This is a genomic window from Vibrio sp. EJY3, assembly GCF_000241385.1.
GTDB lineage: Bacteria > Pseudomonadota > Gammaproteobacteria > Enterobacterales > Vibrionaceae > Vibrio > Vibrio natriegens.
Genome location: NC_016613.1, coordinates 2,992,252 through 3,010,726 on the forward strand (window position 1 = coordinate 2,992,252; position 18,475 = coordinate 3,010,726).

Annotated in this window: 21 protein-coding genes; 16 read left to right on the forward strand and 5 right to left on the reverse strand. The window is 46.2% G+C overall.

Going from position 1 to position 18,475, the window contains the following annotated elements; translation table 11 throughout:
* Window positions 1-18 precede the first annotated feature (18 nt).
* From metK to ruvX, 8 genes are all read left to right on the forward strand, one after another.
* Window positions 19-1,173, forward strand: a complete 1,155-nt coding sequence (gene metK / locus VEJY3_RS13460) for a methionine adenosyltransferase (protein ID WP_014233023.1) — start codon at window positions 19-21, stop codon at window positions 1,171-1,173.
* Window positions 1,174-1,648: 475 nt separating this feature from the next.
* On the forward strand, window positions 1,649-2,446 hold the full coding sequence (locus tag VEJY3_RS13465; RefSeq protein ID WP_014233024.1) for a DUF2189 domain-containing protein: 798 nt from the start codon (window positions 1,649-1,651) through the stop codon (window positions 2,444-2,446).
* A gap of 66 nt (window positions 2,447-2,512) precedes the next feature.
* Window positions 2,513-3,010, forward strand: coding sequence for a SprT family zinc-dependent metalloprotease (locus tag VEJY3_RS13470; RefSeq protein WP_014233025.1), 498 nt, complete (start codon window positions 2,513-2,515; stop codon window positions 3,008-3,010).
* 131 nt (window positions 3,011-3,141) lie between these two features.
* Window positions 3,142-3,837, forward strand: coding sequence for an endonuclease (locus VEJY3_RS13475; RefSeq protein ID WP_014233026.1), 696 nt, complete (start codon window positions 3,142-3,144; stop codon window positions 3,835-3,837).
* Window positions 3,838-3,976: 139 nt separating this feature from the next.
* Window positions 3,977-4,708 (forward strand): 16S rRNA (uracil(1498)-N(3))-methyltransferase, encoded by a 732-nt coding sequence (gene rsmE, locus VEJY3_RS13480; RefSeq protein WP_014233027.1) that lies wholly within the window; start codon window positions 3,977-3,979, stop codon window positions 4,706-4,708.
* A gap of 14 nt (window positions 4,709-4,722) precedes the next feature.
* Window positions 4,723-5,673 carry a glutathione synthase gene (gene gshB / locus VEJY3_RS13485; RefSeq protein ID WP_014233028.1) on the forward strand — a complete coding sequence of 317 codons (951 nt, stop codon included), beginning with the start codon at window positions 4,723-4,725 and terminating at the stop codon, window positions 5,671-5,673.
* A 379-nt stretch (window positions 5,674-6,052) separates the two neighbouring features.
* Window positions 6,053-6,616 (forward strand): YqgE/AlgH family protein, encoded by a 564-nt coding sequence (locus VEJY3_RS13490; RefSeq protein WP_014233029.1) that lies wholly within the window; start codon window positions 6,053-6,055, stop codon window positions 6,614-6,616.
* A 41-nt stretch (window positions 6,617-6,657) separates the two neighbouring features.
* Complete coding sequence (gene ruvX / locus VEJY3_RS13495) at window positions 6,658-7,083, forward strand: Holliday junction resolvase RuvX (RefSeq protein WP_014233030.1); 426 nt, start codon at window positions 6,658-6,660, stop codon at window positions 7,081-7,083.
* Between the two features lie 65 nt (window positions 7,084-7,148).
* Here the strand turns inward: ruvX and VEJY3_RS13500 are convergent, their stop codons facing one another.
* Window positions 7,149-8,255: a PilT/PilU family type 4a pilus ATPase gene (locus VEJY3_RS13500; RefSeq protein WP_014233031.1), complete on the reverse strand. Its 1,107-nt coding sequence runs from the start codon at window positions 8,253-8,255 to the stop codon at window positions 7,149-7,151.
* Window positions 8,256-8,284: 29 nt separating this feature from the next.
* Entirely contained in the window at window positions 8,285-9,325 is a 1,041-nt protein-coding gene (locus VEJY3_RS13505; protein WP_014233032.1) for a type IV pilus twitching motility protein PilT, read from the reverse strand.
* A gap of 28 nt (window positions 9,326-9,353) precedes the next feature.
* On the opposite strand from VEJY3_RS13505, the gene VEJY3_RS13510 reads away from it, so the two are divergent.
* The 7 genes from VEJY3_RS13510 to hemW all read left to right on the forward strand — a co-directional run bounded on the left by VEJY3_RS13510 (window position 9,354) and on the right by hemW (window position 14,344).
* Complete coding sequence (locus VEJY3_RS13510; protein WP_014233033.1) at window positions 9,354-10,064, forward strand: YggS family pyridoxal phosphate-dependent enzyme; 711 nt, start codon at window positions 9,354-9,356, stop codon at window positions 10,062-10,064.
* A gap of 126 nt (window positions 10,065-10,190) precedes the next feature.
* Entirely contained in the window at window positions 10,191-11,009 is an 819-nt protein-coding gene (proC, locus tag VEJY3_RS13515) for a pyrroline-5-carboxylate reductase (protein ID WP_014233034.1), read from the forward strand.
* Between the two features lie 52 nt (window positions 11,010-11,061).
* Window positions 11,062-11,619, forward strand: a complete 558-nt coding sequence (locus VEJY3_RS13520) for a YggT family protein (RefSeq protein WP_014233035.1) — start codon at window positions 11,062-11,064, stop codon at window positions 11,617-11,619.
* Window positions 11,619-11,909 carry a DUF167 family protein YggU gene (gene yggU, locus VEJY3_RS13525; protein WP_014233036.1) on the forward strand — a complete coding sequence of 97 codons (291 nt, stop codon included), beginning with the start codon at window positions 11,619-11,621 and terminating at the stop codon, window positions 11,907-11,909. The genes VEJY3_RS13520 and yggU overlap by 1 nt, the downstream gene beginning before the upstream one ends.
* 74 nt (window positions 11,910-11,983) lie before the next feature.
* The gene (locus VEJY3_RS13530; protein WP_014233037.1) at window positions 11,984-12,415 is read left to right on the forward strand and encodes a DUF4426 domain-containing protein; all 432 of its coding nucleotides are present in this window, start codon (window positions 11,984-11,986) and stop codon (window positions 12,413-12,415) included.
* Window positions 12,416-12,548: 133 nt separating this feature from the next.
* The gene (locus VEJY3_RS13535; RefSeq protein WP_014233038.1) at window positions 12,549-13,151 is read left to right on the forward strand and encodes an XTP/dITP diphosphatase; all 603 of its coding nucleotides are present in this window, start codon (window positions 12,549-12,551) and stop codon (window positions 13,149-13,151) included.
* Window positions 13,152-13,168: 17 nt separating this feature from the next.
* Window positions 13,169-14,344: a radical SAM family heme chaperone HemW gene (gene hemW / locus VEJY3_RS13540; RefSeq protein WP_041170371.1), complete on the forward strand. Its 1,176-nt coding sequence runs from the start codon at window positions 13,169-13,171 to the stop codon at window positions 14,342-14,344.
* Between the two features lie 78 nt (window positions 14,345-14,422).
* Here hemW and glsB read toward each other — a convergent pair whose 3' ends face one another.
* From glsB to trmB, 3 genes are all read right to left on the reverse strand, one after another.
* On the reverse strand, window positions 14,423-15,343 hold the full coding sequence (gene glsB, locus VEJY3_RS13545) for a glutaminase B (protein ID WP_014233039.1): 921 nt from the start codon (window positions 15,341-15,343) through the stop codon (window positions 14,423-14,425).
* Between the two features lie 88 nt (window positions 15,344-15,431).
* Entirely contained in the window at window positions 15,432-16,460 is a 1,029-nt protein-coding gene (locus VEJY3_RS13550) for a TRM11 family methyltransferase (protein ID WP_014233040.1), read from the reverse strand.
* Window positions 16,461-16,471: 11 nt separating this feature from the next.
* The gene (gene trmB, locus VEJY3_RS13555; protein ID WP_014233041.1) at window positions 16,472-17,191 is read right to left on the reverse strand and encodes a tRNA (guanosine(46)-N7)-methyltransferase TrmB; all 720 of its coding nucleotides are present in this window, start codon (window positions 17,189-17,191) and stop codon (window positions 16,472-16,474) included.
* A gap of 203 nt (window positions 17,192-17,394) precedes the next feature.
* On the opposite strand from trmB, the gene mutY reads away from it, so the two are divergent.
* Entirely contained in the window at window positions 17,395-18,471 is a 1,077-nt protein-coding gene (gene mutY / locus VEJY3_RS13560; RefSeq protein WP_014233042.1) for an A/G-specific adenine glycosylase, read from the forward strand.
* The last annotated feature ends 4 nt before the right edge of the window (window positions 18,472-18,475 follow it).

Consider the following 18,475-nt stretch of genomic DNA (forward strand, 5'->3'; position numbering starts at 1 on the left):
AGATATAGTGGAGCTAACATGGCTAAGCACCTGTTTACTTCTGAGTCAGTATCAGAAGGTCATCCAGATAAAATTGCAGACCAGATTTCTGATGCGGTTCTTGACGCGATTCTAGAGCAAGATCCAAAGGCTCGTGTTGCATGTGAGACTTACGTTAAAACCGGTATGGTAATGGTGGGTGGTGAAATCACGACTTCAGCATGGGTTGACATTGAAGAGCTAACTCGTGAAACCGTTCGTGAAATCGGCTACGTACACTCAGATATGGGTTTTGATGCGAACTCTTGTGCAGTACTAAACACAATTGGTAAACAGTCACCAGATATCAACCAAGGTGTTGATAAAGCGGATCCAAAAGAGCAAGGCGCCGGTGACCAAGGCATCATGTTCGGTTACGCATGTAACGAAACTGAAGTTTTAATGCCAGCTCCAATTACTTACTCTCACCGTCTTGTTGAAAAACAAGCAGAAGTACGTAAGAACGGTACACTTCCTTGGTTGCGTCCAGATGCGAAATCTCAGGTAACATTCCAATACGACCAAGGTAAGATCGTAGGTATCGATGCTGTTGTTCTATCAACTCAGCACTGTGATTCAATCTCAACTCCTGAACTGCGTGAAGCGGTAATGGAAGAGATTATCAAGCCAGTTCTACCTTCAGAGTGGATCAACAAAGAGACTAACTTCTTCATCAACCCAACTGGCCGTTTCGTAATCGGTGGTCCAATGGGTGACTGTGGTCTGACTGGTCGTAAGATTATCGTAGATACTTACGGCGGTGCGGCTCGTCACGGTGGTGGTGCGTTCTCAGGTAAAGATCCATCAAAAGTTGACCGTAGTGCAGCATACGCAGCGCGTTACGTAGCGAAAAACATCGTTGCAGCTGGTATGGCTGACCGTTGTGAAATCCAACTTTCTTACGCTATCGGTGTGGCGGATCCAACGTCAATCATGGTGGAAACGTTTGGTACTGAGAAAGTATCTCACGACATCATCATTGAAGCAGTACGTCAGTTCTTCGACCTACGTCCATACGGTCTACAAGAAATGCTTAACCTTCTGCAGCCAATCTACAAGAAGACAGCAGCATACGGCCACTTTGGTCGTGAAGAGTTCCCATGGGAAGCGACTGATAAAGCAGCACTTCTTCGCGAATTCGCTGGCATCAAGTAATCGAGCTTGCTCTGAATTTCCAAAGCCCTCGCCTTATGGTGGGGGCTTTTTGTTTCCCCCTACTCTCCTCCTCCTCTATCCTCCAGTTCCACCTACCAAGAACAAATTTTAAGCAAATAGTTGTAAATTCCCCCAACTCCGCCAATAGTTAAAATATTGTTAAATTGCGTTTCCGTAACAACGTGGATGTAAGCTAGTGTGACGACAGCAACTTTGGGGAAAACGTTAGCTAAACATCCTTTATGCTTTTAAAACTTATAGGGGTTAGTACCAGTCCAAGTAAGCAAATGGTCAGGAATAGCGTAGTAAAAACGCCTGAAATTAACGCGTAATGTTTTGATAAAAAGTTATTTTTCAGTCAAACATTGTCGAGTAATTTTCGAGTGTTTTAGCGCTTTAGAATGAACAATTATTTACTCCGATGGGTACAAGTCATTTGACAGACTACTGTGTAGGAATAAGCCAAGGAGGAGTTATGCCTCGAACAGTCAATCCATCCGACTTCCATAGCAAACGAAAGGAAGTCCCTGATAACGAATACGCTAGAACCATTCCGTGCAACACGGTCAATCTTAGCGCGCCTTTCCACTGGCTCGCGCTAGGACTTCATGATTTCGTGCGTATGCCGCTCATTAGTGCTTTTTATGGTTTGTGCTTCATGGCTGCAGCCATTGGCATCGTGTTGCTTGTACAATGGCAAGGGACGCACCTTGTCGTGATGCCGAGCTTAATCGTCTACATGCTTATTGGGCCATTTTTAGCCCTAGGATTGTATGACGCCAGTTGGGAACGAGAACGCGGACACAAAGCTCGCCTGTTCCACTCAATGAAAGCGATAGGTCGTAACTCAAGCTCTCAATGGGCATTTGCGGTTCTGCTCGCGGTTTGTATGATTTTCTGGATGCGAATCGCCGCACTGCTCCATGCGTTATATCCATCCGTTCAAGGCGCTCCGCTTACAGAGTTCTTGCCCTTCTTAGTGATTGGTTCACTCATTGGTTTTGTACTAGCCAGCGTGGTATTCAGCATTTCTGCCTTCTCTATTCCATTAATGATGGAGCGCAGAGTTGATATGATGACGGCGGTATTCACCAGCTTTAATGCGGTCAAATCCAACATTCCAGCAATGATCGTGTGGGCGGCAATCATTTGTGGCGGCATCCTAATTGGTTTTGCCACTTACGGTATCGGTATGTTATTTACTATGCCTATTCTCGGCTACGGTACTTGGCACGCCTACCATGCAACGATTAAGAAAAAACACACACCTTAAATTCAGTGATGCTATGATCCGGCCCTCGCAACTGCGGGGGCTTTTTATTGAACTTGAGAGGAACGAATGGACATTGAACTAAGCTACAAAGCAAAATCGGTGATGGCGCACTATATCGCATTAGCTGAACATGCTTTTAAGCGTTCATTCCCTATTCCCAGCCTGACCTTTAAAGTCCGAGGTAAAGCAGCAGGAAAAGCGTACCTTCAGCTCAATGAGATTCGCCTTAACCCGGTTTTATTTAAAGAAAACACCCAAGCGTTCTTGCAAGAAGTGATACCGCATGAGGTCGCCCACTTAATCACATATCAGGTTTACGGTCGCGTCCGTCCTCATGGCAAAGAGTGGCAAACCGTAATGGAATCCGTATTTAACGTTCCGGCCAAAACCACACATAGTTTCGAAGTCTCTTCCGTTCAGGGTAAAACCTTCGAATACCGATGTCGCTGCACGACATATCCCCTTTCTATTCGCCGTCACAACAAAGTGCTTCGCAAACAAGCCGTGTATTCGTGTCAAAAATGTCGTCAGCCTCTTTGCTTCACTGGTGTCCAGCTTTCCTAATCCTCAGTTCAATCAAGTCTCAATAGGAAATATTGACCAACATTTCCTTTGTTATTATTAACTTGCTTATTACGAAAGCTAATATCTGAGTGATAGAATGGATAAAGTCATACTTTTTAAAGACTTTAACCATGAAATACCTGTTCTCTTTATTCATTCTTGCACTATCCAGCGCAGCCGTGGCCGCGCCACCAAGTTCATTTTCAGCCGCTAAGCGCGAAGCGGTAAAAATCTATCAAGATCATCCCACCAGCTTTTATTGCGGCTGTGATATTCAATGGCAAGGAAAGAAAGGCTTACCTGACCTTTCCTCTTGTGGTTACCAGATTCGCAAACAAGAAAAGCGAGCTTCGCGCATCGAGTGGGAACACGTCGTTCCAGCTTGGCAATTTGGACACCAGCTGCAATGCTGGCAAAGTGGTGGTCGTAAAAACTGCTCGCGTAATGACAAAACATTCCGCTCAATGGAAGCCGATCTGCACAACCTGACTCCTGCGATTGGTGAGGTAAATGGTGATCGCTCTAACTACAATTTCAGTCAGTGGAATGGGATCGATGGCGCAACCTATGGTCGTTGTGAAGTCCAGGTAAACTTCAAGCAACGCAAAGTCATGCCACCCGATCGAGCACGCGGCTCCATCGCTCGTACCTATCTTTATATGAGCAAGGAGTACGGCTTCAAACTGTCCAAGCAACAAACTCAGTTAATGAGTGCATGGAACAAACCCCCCCCAGCCGATAAATGGGAATGCGAACGCGATAAGCGCATTGCAAAAGTACAAGGCAACCATAATCCATTCGTTCAAGAGGCCTGTCGCGCACTGTAATCCTCACCAATCGCGATGATCGCTAATCTTTCTGTTTGAGGCGTTTCATTTACTCCAATTGAAACGCCTCTTGCCCCTTGTTTTTTCGATGGAAAGCATCCATGTTAGGAACTAAGTTTATTCTCTTGCTGGAAATCTCATGCGTATCCCTCGAATTTATCATCCAGAAATCATTCACCAACTTGGTACACTCGCTTTAAGTGACGACGCCGCTAACCATATTGGTCGCGTACTTCGTATGAAGGAAGGTCAGGAAGTTCTCCTATTTGACGGCAGTGGTGCAGAATTTCCCGCAGTTATCGCAGAAGTCAGCAAAAAGAATGTTCTCGTAGACATCTCTGAGCGCGTAGAGAACAGCATTGAATCCCCTTTGGATCTTCACCTAGGACAGGTGATTTCACGGGGCGACAAAATGGAATTCACCATTCAAAAGTCGGTAGAACTCGGGGTAAATACCATCACTCCCCTTATTTCTGAACGTTGTGGCGTGAAGCTCGATCAGAAACGATTTGAGAAGAAACTGGCCCAATGGCAGAAGATTGCTATCAGTGCTTGCGAGCAGTGTGGACGTAACATCGTTCCAGAAATTCGCCCAATCATGAGCTTGGAAGAGTGGAGCAAAGAAGAGTACGATGGACTTAAGCTCAACCTTCACCCTCGTGCCAAATACTCGATCAACACCCTGCCTACACCAGTTGAAAAAGTGCGCCTGCTGATTGGCCCTGAAGGCGGTTTGTCATCTGAAGAAATCGATATGACGCGCGAGTACCAATTTGAAGAGACGCTTCTCGGTCCGCGTGTACTTCGCACCGAAACAGCGGCTCTTACCGCAATTACAGCTTTACAAGTTCGTTTCGGCGATCTTGGTTAAAACGGAGAAAAATAATGATCAAACTCGGTATTGTAATGGACCCAATTTCGTCCATTAACATCAAGAAAGACTCTAGCTTTGCCATGATGCTTGAAGCGCAACGCCGCGGCTACGAAATCCACTACATGGAAATGAATGATCTTCACCTCGACCAAGGTGTGGCCATTGCCGACACCAAAGTGGTTGAGCTAAAAGAAGATCCAAACGGCTGGTACGAATTCAAATCAGAGCAAACTATCGAGCTATCTGAGTTAGACGCGGTTCTGATGCGTAAAGATCCTCCGTTTGACACTGAATACATCTACGCAACTTACATCCTTGAGCGTGCAGAAGAGCAAGGCACACTGATCGTCAACAAACCTCAAAGCCTGCGTGATTGTAACGAGAAGTTGTTTACGGCCTGGTTCCCGGAATTGACTCCAACCACTATCGTTACGCGTAAAGCTGAAAAGATTAAAGCATTCCGTGAAGAGCACGGCGATGTGATCTTAAAGCCTCTTGACGGTATGGGCGGTGCGTCTATTTTCCGCGTAAAAGAGAACGATCCAAACGTATCAGTGATCATCGAAACGCTGACTAACCATGGTCAGAATTACGCGATGGCACAAACATTCGTGCCTGATATCAGCAATGGTGACAAGCGCATTCTCGTGGTTGATGGCGAGCCAATGCCTTACTGTCTGGCACGTATTCCGGCGAAAGGCGAAACGCGCGGTAACCTTGCGGCGGGCGGCACGGGTGAAGCTCGTCCTCTAAGTGAAACAGACATTAAAATTGCCCAAACCGTAGCACCAACTCTTAAAGAAAAAGGTCTTATTTTTGTGGGTCTTGATGTGATTGGCGATAAGCTGACAGAAATCAACGTAACCAGCCCGACCTGTATTCGTGAAATCGAAGCAGCATTTGATATCTCAATTACGGGCAAACTAATGGATGCCATTGAACGCCGAGTAAAAGGCGAATAAATAGGGTCTGTTTATCTTACGTGGTTAATTTTTGTTCGAGATAAAAACGTTTTAATCGCGGCGAGAGGTTTGTAGCCTAGTCATTCTAAGCAAAATACCTCTCAACAAAGAGTAAAGCGCTTTTAGCCGAACCCTTCGGGCAGCGTTTGTGGATACTTTCTACTGCGTTATCGGCTTATCAGGTAGGCCAACTACATTTCAAAGCCTCTGCCTTGTATAAAGAACCCACAAACAGCTGCAAAAATCAGCACGAAAGGTCAACAGACCCTAAATATATAGTAAAGTTATAGTAGAGAGCCAAATGCAAACTTAAGCAAATTCATGCATATAGTGCTAATTTGCTTAAGTGCACTTCTGAGTCCTAAGGATCAGTATGAATATGAACCTCACAAACCATTTTTTAGTTGCCATGCCTGGAATGAAAGATCCCTATTTCCAGAATAGCGTGATCTACGTCTGCGAGCACAACGAAGAAGGCGCAATGGGGTTGATAATCAATGCGCCAGTCGATATCACGGTGGGTAACATGCTTAAGCAAGTCAAAGTACAACCTGTACACCCGCGTTTGTTCGAAGCAAGCCTTGACCGGCCTGTATATAACGGCGGCCCGATCTCAGAAGATCGTGGCTTTATTCTGCATAAACCAAAAGATTACTATGAATCCAGTATTCAGATGACCGATGAGCTTGCAGTGACAACCTCGCGAGACATTCTGACTGTGTTGGGGACCGAAGCAGAGCCGAGCGACTATTTAGTTGCTTTGGGTTACGCAGGCTGGAGCGCAGGGCAGCTGGAAAATGAGTTAGTTGAAAACTCCTGGCTGACCATTGAAGCTACGCCAGAAATCATCTTTGATACCCCAATTACAGACCGTTGGAAAAAAGCAGTAGAAAAACTGGGGATCGACCCGAGTCAGCTTTCTTCTGATGCAGGACATGCCTGATAAAGCAGACTGTTCCCCTAGATTGAGATTTGAGACACCTTATGTCACGTACAATTATGGCTTTTGATTTTGGAACCAAAAGCATCGGCAGCGCGATTGGCCAGGAAATTACCGGTACCGCCTCTCCGCTCAAGGCTTTCAAAGCCAATGATGGCATTCCAAACTGGGACGACATCGAAAAACAGATCAAAGAATGGCAACCAGATTTATTGGTTGTGGGTTTACCAACAGATCTACACGGTAAAGACTTGGAAACCATTACTCCACGCGCGAAGAAGTTTGCTAATCGTCTACAAGGTCGATATGGCTTACCAGTCGAGCTTCACGATGAACGTTTGTCCACGGCAGAAGCTCGTGCAGACCTATTCGAAATGGGAGGCTATAAAGCGCTGTCGAAAGGAAATATCGACTGTCAATCGGCAGTTGTCATTCTAGAAAGCTGGTTTGAAAACCTTTGGAATGAGTAAATTTGTCTGAAAAAGAAAAGGTTGGCTTGTGCCAACCTTTTTTATTGTCTGGAATATGGGAAATCCTAGTCCATATCAATCTTAACGTTCGCCAAGCTTCCCGTTGCCAGAGGTTCACCGCGTTGAGTTTTCAGCATGAGACGCAGGTCATTTGCCGAATCTGCACTGTGCAGTGCATCTTCTTCACTGATTTTGCCTTGCATCACTAACTTGTAGAGCGACTGGTCAAATGTCAGCATACCAAACTCATTTGAACGAGCCATCGTCGACTTAAGTTCATGCAGATCGCCACGACGGATTAAATCCGAAACACGCGGACTGTTCAGCAGGATCTCAAACACGCCATGACGCCCCTGCCCACTTTTATCGCGGATCAGCTGCTGACCAACCACGCCTTTTAAGTTCATAGACAGATCAAACAAGAACTGCTCTTTTTGATCTTTAGGTACTAAATGCAGAATCCGCTCTAATGCCTGGTTGGCGTTGTTAGCATGGAGAGTCGCCATACACAAATGCCCGGTTTCGGCAAAGGTCATGGCATATTCCATGGTCTCTCTACTGCGGATTTCGCCGATCAAAATCATGTCCGGAGCCTGTCGCAGAGAGTTTTTCAGTGCCACTTCATAACTTTCTGTGTCTAAACCGACTTCACGCTGGGTTACGATACAACGCTGGTGTTCATGAACAAATTCGATCGGATCTTCTACCGTCAGGATATGCCCGGTCTTATTACTGTTTCGGTAGCCTGTCATCGCCGCCATTGTGGTCGACTTACCAGAGCCAGTCGCACCAACCACCAGCACCAGACCTCGCTTGGCTATCGCTAAATCTTGCAACACCAGAGGCAGTTTGAGCTGCTCAAAGGTAGGGATGTCGGTCTCAATACGGCGAATAACCGCGCCCGGTAATTCTCGCTGGAAAAAGGCACTGACACGGAATCGACCACAGTCTCTGACGATAGCAAAGTTAGACTCTCGACTTTTTCGAAACTCCTGACGACGCTCAGGATCCATTGCATTATCCAGCAACTGCGCCACATCATTTTCTGTCAGCTTGTCACCTTGCGGACGTAACTCGCCGTCGACACGAAACAAAATCGGCGCGCCGACCGTGATATAAAGATCCGACGCTTGCAGCGCCAGCATACCTTCAAGAAATTTATTCAGATCCATTTCCGTATTCACCATTACCTGTATGAGTGTTACGAGAACTGCTGTACATCAAGCCCAACTTTGCTGTCGGCCTCTTCGTGAGAAACAATACCTTGCGCCAATAGCTGACGAGCATTTTGCTCCATAGTCTGCATGCCGTGTGCCGCACCAGTTTGAATTATCGAGTACATCTGTGCGACTTTATCTTCGCGAATCAAGTTACGGATTGCTGGTGTCGCCATCATGATTTCGTGGCAGGCGACTCGGCCACCACCATTGCGCTTAAGTAACTTCTGGGCAATGACTGAACTCAACGATTCTGACAACATTGAACGCACCATGTCTTTGTCGCTACCCGGGAATACATCGATAATACGGTCGATGGTTTTTGCGGCTGAGCTGGTGTGTAGCGTACCAAAAACCAAATGACCGGTTTCTGCGGCGGTCAATGCAAGGCTGATGGTTTCTTTATCACGCATCTCACCAACTAAGATGACATCCGGGTCTTCACGCAACGCACTGCGTAAGGCGTTTTGGAAGCTATGAGTGTCACGGTGAACTTCGCGCTGGTTGATCAAACATTTGTTATTGGTATGAACAAATTCAATTGGATCTTCAATTGTGAGAATGTGCTTATTGTGATTACGATTGATGTAGTCGACAATGGCAGCTAGAGTCGTCGATTTACCAGAGCCGGTTGGTCCGGTTACCAGAACTAAGCCTTTTTGCCCGCTGGCAATCTTGCTGAAGATTTCTGGAGCTTCGAGTTGATCAAGCGTTGGTATGCTGCTTGGAATGGTACGAAATACCGCTGCGCAGCCACGGGACTGGTTAAAGGCGTTGACACGAAAGCGACCAACGTTCTGTAGTTCAAAAGAAAAATCGACTTCGAGTTTTTCTTCGAACTCACTGCGTTGAGCGTCATTCATGATTTCGAATACCAAGCGATGAACCTCTTGGTGTGTAAACGCTGGAATCCCGAGCTTTCTCACATCGCCATCAATTCTGACCATAGGTGGTACACCTGCAGAAAGATGTAGATCTGAGGCATTATGTTTTACACTAAAATCCAGTAACTCAGTGATATCCATTTAAAATCCTTAAGTCTAAAGTACAGCTATGAGTAGTATTCAACAAAATATTGAACATATCACCTCTCAAATTCGCAACGACGAGCAAAAATGCGGTCGTGCTCCGGAGTCAGTGCAACTTCTAGCGGTAAGTAAAACCAAACCCGTTGAAGCCATTCTTGAAGCTTACCAAGCTGGTCAAACCGCATTTGGTGAAAACTATGTGCAAGAGGGCGTGGATAAAGTTCAGCACTTTGCACAGCATTATCCAGATAATTGCATAGAATGGCACTTCATAGGCCCAATTCAGTCCAATAAATCACGCCTTGTCGCTGAACATTTCGATTGGGTTCACACCATCGACCGCGCAAAGATCGCGCAACGTCTTAATGATCAACGCCCCAACGAATTAGAACCCTTACAGGTACTGATTCAAGTGAACACCAGTGGCGAAGACTCAAAGTCTGGCGTAACCGATGCAGAAATATTCGAACTGGCTGAGTTGATTTCTCGCCTTCCGAACCTCACCTTAAGAGGATTGATGTCTATTCCTGCTAACGTATCGGACTATGATGCACAACTTCATGAGTTCCAGAAACTGGCGGCATTGAAGCAAGCGCTTCAGCAGCAGTATCCGGACATCGACACATTGTCCATGGGGATGAGTGGCGACATGACGGCGGCGATAGAAGCCGGTAGTACTATGGTTCGTATCGGAACAGCGATTTTTGGCGCACGTGACTATAACTCAAAAAAGTGAATAGCCATTACCAGTAAGCGAAAAAAGCTCAATCTTCGCATCACAAAGTTAAGCGGTAAGACTTAATTGTCACTATGCACACCTGTGCATTATAAATAGTAAAGTATCACAATGGAAATCAGACAAATGGAACATAAAAAGATTGCCTTCATCGGTGCAGGTAACATGGTGCGAGCCATCATTTCTGGCTTAGTCTCAAATGGTTACCCGGCACAAAATATTGTGGCAACCGCCCCTTCAGAAACACGCCGCTTGCCACTCGAGCAAGATTTTGGCATCCGTACTACCAGCGATAACATCCTCGCAGCATCAGAAGCGGATGTAGTGGTGTTGTCTGTGAAACCACAAATGATGGCGGAAGTATGTAAACCACTGCAATCTGTCGATTTCAGTAACAAGTTAGTGATTTCTATCGCTGCTGGCATTAATTGTTCACGTTTAGATGAGATGCTAGCGACTAAGTTGAACTTGGTTCGTGTGATGCCAAATACGCCTTCCCAACTCGGTTTAGGCATGAGTGGTCTTTTCGCTCCAGAACACGTTACTGAGCAAGATAAAGACTTTGCCGCTCAATTAATGGAAGCGGTAGGTAAAGTGTGTTGGGTAGAACAAGAGTCTGGCATCAACAACGTGATTGCGGCTGCAGGTAGCGCGCCGGCTTACTTCTTCTTGTTTATGGAAGCAATGCAAGCAGAAGCAATAGCACAAGGCTTTGATAAAGACACAGCTCGTCTGCTGGTTCAGCAAGCTGCATTAGGTGCTGCAAGCATGGTTGTGGCTAATCCAGAGACTGAGCTATCCACATTCCGTGAAAATGTCACCTCTAAAGGTGGCACAACAGCGGAAGCACTACGCACATTCAACGAACATCAACTTTCTGATATCGTAGCAAAAGCAATGCAGGCAGCGGTTGCTCGTGCGGAAGAAATGGAAAAACTATTTTAATTATCTGGATGCTTACAGAGAAAAGCCATCCACCACTTGTTAAGGGTACCTTATGAATTCAATGAGTTTTCTCATCTCAACCCTATTTGACCTGTATATCATGGTCGTTATATTGCGTATTTGGTTGCAAGCTGCGCGCGCAGACTTCTATAACCCTTTCTCGCAATTTATCGTTAAAGCTACTCAGCCTGTGATTGGCCCTCTGCGTCGTTTTATTCCGTCTGTAGGTAATATCGACCTGGCTACTGTTCTCTTTGCGTATCTATTGTGTGTACTTAAGTTCGTTGCACTGATCCTAATCGCATCTAGCGGTTCAGTGTCTTTCAGTATCGAGTTCCTATTCCTGGGCTTACTATCTCTGATTAAAGCTGCTGGCGGCTTGTTATTCTGGGTATTGCTGATTCGTGCAATCCTCAGCTGGGTTAGCCAAGGCCGCAGCCCTATCGAATATGTATTCCACCAGCTGACAGAACCAATGTGCGCGCCAATCCGTCGCATTCTTCCTGCATTCGGTGGTCTGGATCTTAGCGTCCTGGTTCTGTTTATTGGTCTACAATTCGCCAACTTCCTGATGGGCGATATTATCGGCCCTATCTGGTTCCAACTGTAGTGTCAGCCGCAGTTTGGCGCGATGGCGAGGACATTGTCCTAAGACTCTATATTCAACCCAAAGCAAGCCGCGATAAAATCGTCGGCTTGCATGGAGAAGAGTTAAAAATCGCCATTACTGCGCCGCCTGTCGATGGTAAAGCCAATGCGCATCTCACCAAGTTCTTGGCTAAGCAGTTTAAAGTCGCTAAAGGTTTGGTTCACATAGAAAAAGGCGAACTGGGACGACACAAACAAATTCGGATAGAATCGCCTACCCAAATACCTACTGACATAGAAGCCATCTTATGATGGCTTTTTATTTAATCTTCGAATCGGTTATTTAAATTAAACTTAAATGGAAGTGTCTCCTTGAGGATTTCACAATGAACAAATGGATTACCGCGTTACTGATCAGCCTATTGCCTTTCCCAACTTTCGCTGAACAGTTCAAAAACATGAAAGACATCGAAGTACATTACGTGGCGTTTAACTCTACCTTTTTGACGCCTAAAATAGCGCGAAGCTATGACATCAAACGTAATGGCTATCTTGCGATCATCAATATTAGTGTGCTGGACAGAGCCTCACTCGGAAAACCGGCGTTAGAAGCACAAGTTGCTGGGCAAGCTAAGAACCTGATTGGTCAAACTCAGCAGTTAACCTTCCGAGAAGTCAAAGAAGGTGACGCCATTTACTACCTAGCTGAACTGCCAGTCACTCATGAAGAAACTTTTACCTTCGATATTGATGTAAAATCGGGAAACAAAGGCTCAGGAAAGCTTCAATTTACCCAGAAGTTTTATGTTGAAGAGTGATATGTCGAAAAGTAATTAGATCATGATGATCTAAACGCTTTTGGACACCAGCAGGCCAAAAGCCTTACAAAGTTAGAAATAAAACGATAAGGAGAACGACATGTTCTCCTTATCACAATGAAAAGAGAACCCCATGAAAAAGATTGTGTTAGCAACCGGCAACCAAGGCAAAGTACGTGAGATGGCTGATTTGCTCTCCGATTTCGGATTCGAAGTATTAGCACAAAGCGAATTCAACGTCTCTGAAGTTGCAGAAACAGGCACCACGTTTATTGAAAACGCGATCATCAAAGCCCGCCACGCAGCACAAGAAACCGGCCTACCGGCAATCGCTGATGATTCTGGTTTAGAAGTCGACTACCTTAACGGTGCACCTGGCATCTACTCTGCGCGTTACGCAGGCGAAGGCGCGACAGATCAAGACAACTTAGAAAAGCTGTTAAAAGCAATGGAAGGTGTGCCAGAGGCGGAGCGCACCGCACGTTTCCACTGCGTATTGGTTCTGATGCGTCATAAAGACGATCCAACGCCTGTCGTTTGTCATGGCAAATGGGAAGGCCGTATCCTGACAGAAGCACACGGTGAGAATGGCTTTGGCTATGACCCTGTCTTTTTCGTACCAGAGGATAACTGCGCATCTGCGGAGCTAGAACCTGCGCGTAAAAAGCAGCTATCACACCGTGGTAAAGCGCTTAAGTCTCTGTTTGCTCAGCTGTCTGAACAAGCCGCTCAGTAAGGTAAACGAGTTTGACCATATTAACGCCCCCAGCACTCAGTCTCTATGTTCACATCCCATGGTGTGTGCAAAAGTGCCCATACTGTGATTTCAACTCGCATGAGCTCAAGGCAGAGATCCCAGAAGAGCAATACATCAACGCCCTGCTGGAAGATCTGGATACCGACATTGAGAAGTATCGCTTGAACGATGCGCCGCGTCCTCTGCATTCGATCTTTATCGGAGGCGGTACGCCTAGCCTGATTTCAGCACAAGGGATTGAGCGCCTGTTAAAAGGCATTGAAGAACGTATTCCATTCAAAACTGACATCGAAATTACGATGGAAGCTAACCCGGGCACAATTGAAGCGGAACGTTTTGCCGGCTACCGAAAAGCAGGGGTGACGCGTATTTCCATTGGTGTGCAAAGTTTTGAGCAAGAGAAACTAGAGCGTCTTGGTCGGATTCATGGCAAAGATGAGGCCGTCAATGCTGCTAACCTTGCTCACCAAATTGGCTTAAATAGCTTTAATCTGGATTTAATGCACGGCTTGCCAGATCAAAGTATTGAGCAGGCTCTGGCCGATTTGGACAAAGCGATTGAACTGGCACCGCCGCACCTGTCTTGGTATCAGCTCACCATTGAGCCGAACACCATGTTCTACTACAAGCCGCCGACGCTACCTGACGACGATGACTTATGGGACATCTTCGAGCTAGGACATAAAAAACTGGCGGCTGCTGGCTACGTACAATACGAGATTTCTGGTTACAGTAAGCCGGGATTCCAATGCCAGCACAACCTCAATTACTGGCGCTTTGGGGATTACCTCGGCATTGGTTGTGGCTCACACGGTAAGCTGAGTTTTGCTGATGGGCGTATCATTCGTACCACAAAAGTAAAACACCCTCGTGGGTATCTGGCTGCATACCAAAATATGGTTAAGCCGTACCTGCATACTGAACAATTCGTCGAAGATGAAGACCGTCCGTTTGAGTTCTTTATGAACCGCTTCCGTTTAATGGAAGCGTGTCCAAAACAAGACTTTATCGATACAACAGGGTTACCGCTGAGTAGCATTCAAGACACCATCAATTGGGCGTTAGAGCTGGGGTATTTGAGTGAGACAGAAACACACTGGCTAATCACTGAAAAAGGTAAGCTTTTCCTGAACGACTTGCTCGAAGCGTTTATGGCAGAAGAGGACGAATAAGCGTATCTGATATCAAGCTATAAAAATGCCTCTCTATGTGAGAGGCATTTTTATTTATTCTGAGAAAAATGGCCAGCTCTAGAAAATGGAACGACCGATTCGCTCAGAAAGCAATTCCAAAGCTTTAGTGCCAGCTAATGAGTTACCAGCGGGGTCGAGCTCCGGAGACCAGACTGCAATGGTCATATCCCCCGGTACGACGGCAATAATGCCGCCACCCACGCCAGATTTTCCCGGCATACCGACTCGGTAGGCAAACTCACCTGCACCGTCATAAAGCCCGCACGTTGCGAGCAGCGCATTCAACTGCTTAGTTTGAGTCGGTGAGACAATCGGCTTACCGGTATGCACAGACGTACCTTTGTTGGCTAAATAGCTAAAGGTTTTCGCCAAATCAACACAGCTCATCTTCAATGCGCAGGCGTGGAAATAGTTTTGCAGCACTGGAATAACTTCATTCTCGAAGTTACCAAATGAGCGCATCAGATAAGCAATCGCAGCGTTGCGGTCACCATGCATCATTTCAGAAGCGGCCACCACTTTGTCGTACACAATGTGGGTATCGCCGGAAAGCTGACGAACAAATTCAAGCAAGCGCTGACGCGGTGCAGACAAACGGCTTTGCAGCAGATCAGCAACCACTATCGCACCAGCGTTTATAAACGGGTTACGTGGAATGCCCTGCTCCATCTCTAACTGGATTAAAGAGTTAAAGGCCTGGCCAGAAGGCTCTTTGCCTACCCTTGCCCATATTTCTTCTTGTTTATATAAGCACATCGCCAGCGTCAGGCTCAGGGCTTTAGAAATAGACTGGATAGAAAAAGGCTCGTCGGCGTCTCCCGCCTTAATCACTTCGCCGTCATTGGTGTATACCGCAATACCTAACTTGTTGCTGGGCACTTTTGCCAGAGCTGGAATGTAGTCTGCTACTTTTCCCTGACCGATCAAAGGACGAACTTCGGTCAGAATATCTGTCAAAATTTCCACTGTAGGTTTCATTGTTCACCTTATTATCACTGATTTGATTCAGAGGTAAAAAAAGCCAACAGTGTGTTGGCTTTTCAAGTATTTGTTATCGAACAATCAATTATGGTTTCACTGCCACAATAATGTTGCGGTTGATAGATTGATCCACGCGGTGAAGATAACCGATATAAGGGTCTTCTGAAAGCACCTTCCACCCCTGTTCTTCAAATAATGCCGCGACATCTTTCCATTTCAGTGTGAACTCGTTGAAAGACAACACCACAGAGCCTTGCTTTTTCAGTACCACTTTCCATGCAGGTAGAGCTTCTTTTAATAGCTCTAATGGGCTGCGGTTCAGTTTGCTGTCTTTGGCATTTTTACTGCCGTGCTGCACGCCGTAAGGCAAGTCAGACACCATGACATCCACCGAGTTCTTCTTCACAACTTGGTCTGCGATACGAGTATCCGCCGAGTACAGCTTCATCGTCTGAAGGTTACCTTGGTTGTAATCTTCTTTTGTCGCTGCAGCTTCAACCACGAAACCATCGGCCACTTTTTTACCACCAGAAGTGCGCTTTTCTTTGCTCACTTTATGCTTAAAGCGACCATTCTTCATAAACTTAACGACGAAGGTTTGGATCTCTTGAACCCATTTCTGGTTGATCTCAACACCCACCACGTTCAAGCCATGGATCAAACCTTCAAATAGTGTTGTACCCTTACCACACATCGGATCCATTAACGTCAGTTGCGCGCTATCTGTGTTAGCGGCACTCACGCCAAGGTTTACCATCAAACGCGTAAACTGTTCGTTTGTTTTTCCGGTATAACGCAGGATCTGACTCATGCTCTCAGGGAAAGTGTTGAACGCAGGCGCCTGAATTGGACGTAGCAAACCATCTTCACGCACTTCAAACAGCGCGTAGTAGATAGATGATGCGGCAATCTTGCGTGACTGCTCGTCGTTGAGCGCTTCTGCACACGAGAACACCAATGCTGCAGGTAAGCCGACATCTTTATTGCCAATTTCAGTCACTTCAACACCTTCAGAAGCCAGCATTGCTTTTAGCTCTGAACATGCGATGGTCATTGCGCTATCAAAATAAATACGGTTGTGACCCGGATTCGCTAATATCGCATAGTGGTACATCACCTGGCTCCTTAAGCAGTACGCTTGAATTTGATGTCCCACACACCGTGACCAAGACGGTGGCCGCGAGCTTCAAACTTAGTCAATGGACGCTCTTCAGGGCGAGGAACAAAGTCACCTTCTTCAGCAATATTTTCAAAGCCTGGTGCCTGGTTCATGATTTCAATCATGTGCTCAGCGTAGTTTTCCCAGTCCGTTGCCATATGGAAGATACCCTCATTAGGGATAAGCTTCTGGCGAACCATTTCAGCAAACTCTAGCTGTACGATACGACGCTTGTGGTGACGTTTTTTGTGCCATGGGTCAGGGAAGAACAGTTGTAGAGTCGCCAAGCTATCATTTGGGATCATGTGCTCAAACACTTCAACCGCATCGTGACACATTACGCGCAGGTTAGTCAGACCCGCTTCACGTGCATCAGCAAGACAAGCGCCAACACCTGGGCTATGTACTTCAATACCGATGAAGTTTTTCTCAGGTGCGTTCTTTGCCATTTCAACCAGTGAAGCGCCCATACCAAAACCGATCTCAAGTACAACCGGGTTGTCGTTACCAAAGACTTCTTTCCAATCAAGAAGTTCTGCTTTGTAATCGATACCCATCGTTGGCCAGCACTCATTCATCGCACTCTCTTGGCCCTTAGTTAGGCGGCCTTCGCGACGAACGAAACTGCGGATTTTACGGATCAGTTTGCCGTCTTCGTTGTATTCGTTAGTGGTTACTTCACTCATTGATTTTGCCTGCACATTGATTAATCAAAGCGGGGATTATCCAAAGAATTTACTCGGGTGCAAGTTTTTGTTGAGCTCTCGGTCTATCATGACTCAAAAGCTATGATGATCCCTGTAATATCCCCACACTTTATCCGTTGTACTTATCACCCAATATGTGGTGCAATTTTGCTCCTAACCAATAATAGAATACAGAGCAAGTCGTGACCCCTTTCGCCAGTGCCATTTTAGAATGGTATGACGCATATGGAAGAAAAGATCTTCCGTGGCAACAGAACAAAACCGCATACAGTGTCTGGTTGTCTGAAATCATGCTTCAGCAAACTCAGGTCACTACGGTGATTCCTTATTACCAACGCTTTTTAGAGCGATTTCCGACCGTGGTCGATCTTGCTAATGCAGAGCAAGATGAAGTGCTGCACCTTTGGACGGGTCTCGGTTATTACGCCCGAGCACGCAACCTTCATAAAGCAGCAAAAGAGGTGGCCCAAACATATAACGGTGAATTCCCTCTAGATATCGAGCAAATGAATGCACTGCCAGGCATTGGCCGCTCAACTGCGGCTGCTGTACTGTCATCCGTACATAAACAGCCTCATGCGATCCTCGATGGTAACGTGAAGCGAACACTTTCTCGATGCTTTGCCGTTGATGGATGGCCGGGCCAGAAGAAAGTGGAAAACAAGTTGTGGGAAATTGCCGAGGCACATACCCCACAAACAGATGTCGACAAATATAACCAAGCCATGATGGACATGGGGGCGATGGTCTGCACACGCAGCAAACCCAAATGCACACTATGTCCTGTTGCTGATCTTTGTGTAGCGAAAAAACAAGGTAATATCCTCGACTACCCTGGTAAAAAGCCCAAGAAAGACAAACCGGTGAAGCAAACCCGCTTTGTCATGCTGCATCATAAAAATGCAAATGGGCACGAAGTATGGCTGGAACAAAGACCTCAAACTGGAATTTGGGGCGGGCTATTCTGCTTTCCACAAACCGAACATGTTGATGTCGAAAGCGATATTGATTTGCTGTTGGAACAACGCGGCATTCAAACCAATGACATTAAAGAGCAGCAAACGCTGATCACTTTCCGCCATACCTTTAGTCATTACCATCTCGATATCACACCAATTTTGATTGACCTGTCAAAGCAACCCGACGTGATAATGGAAGGTAACAAAGGTCTTTGGTATAACTTATCTAAACCTGAAGAAGTAGGCTTAGCCGCGCCAGTCAAACTATTGCTGGAAACGCTACCCCACGAACTTCGTTAATTGA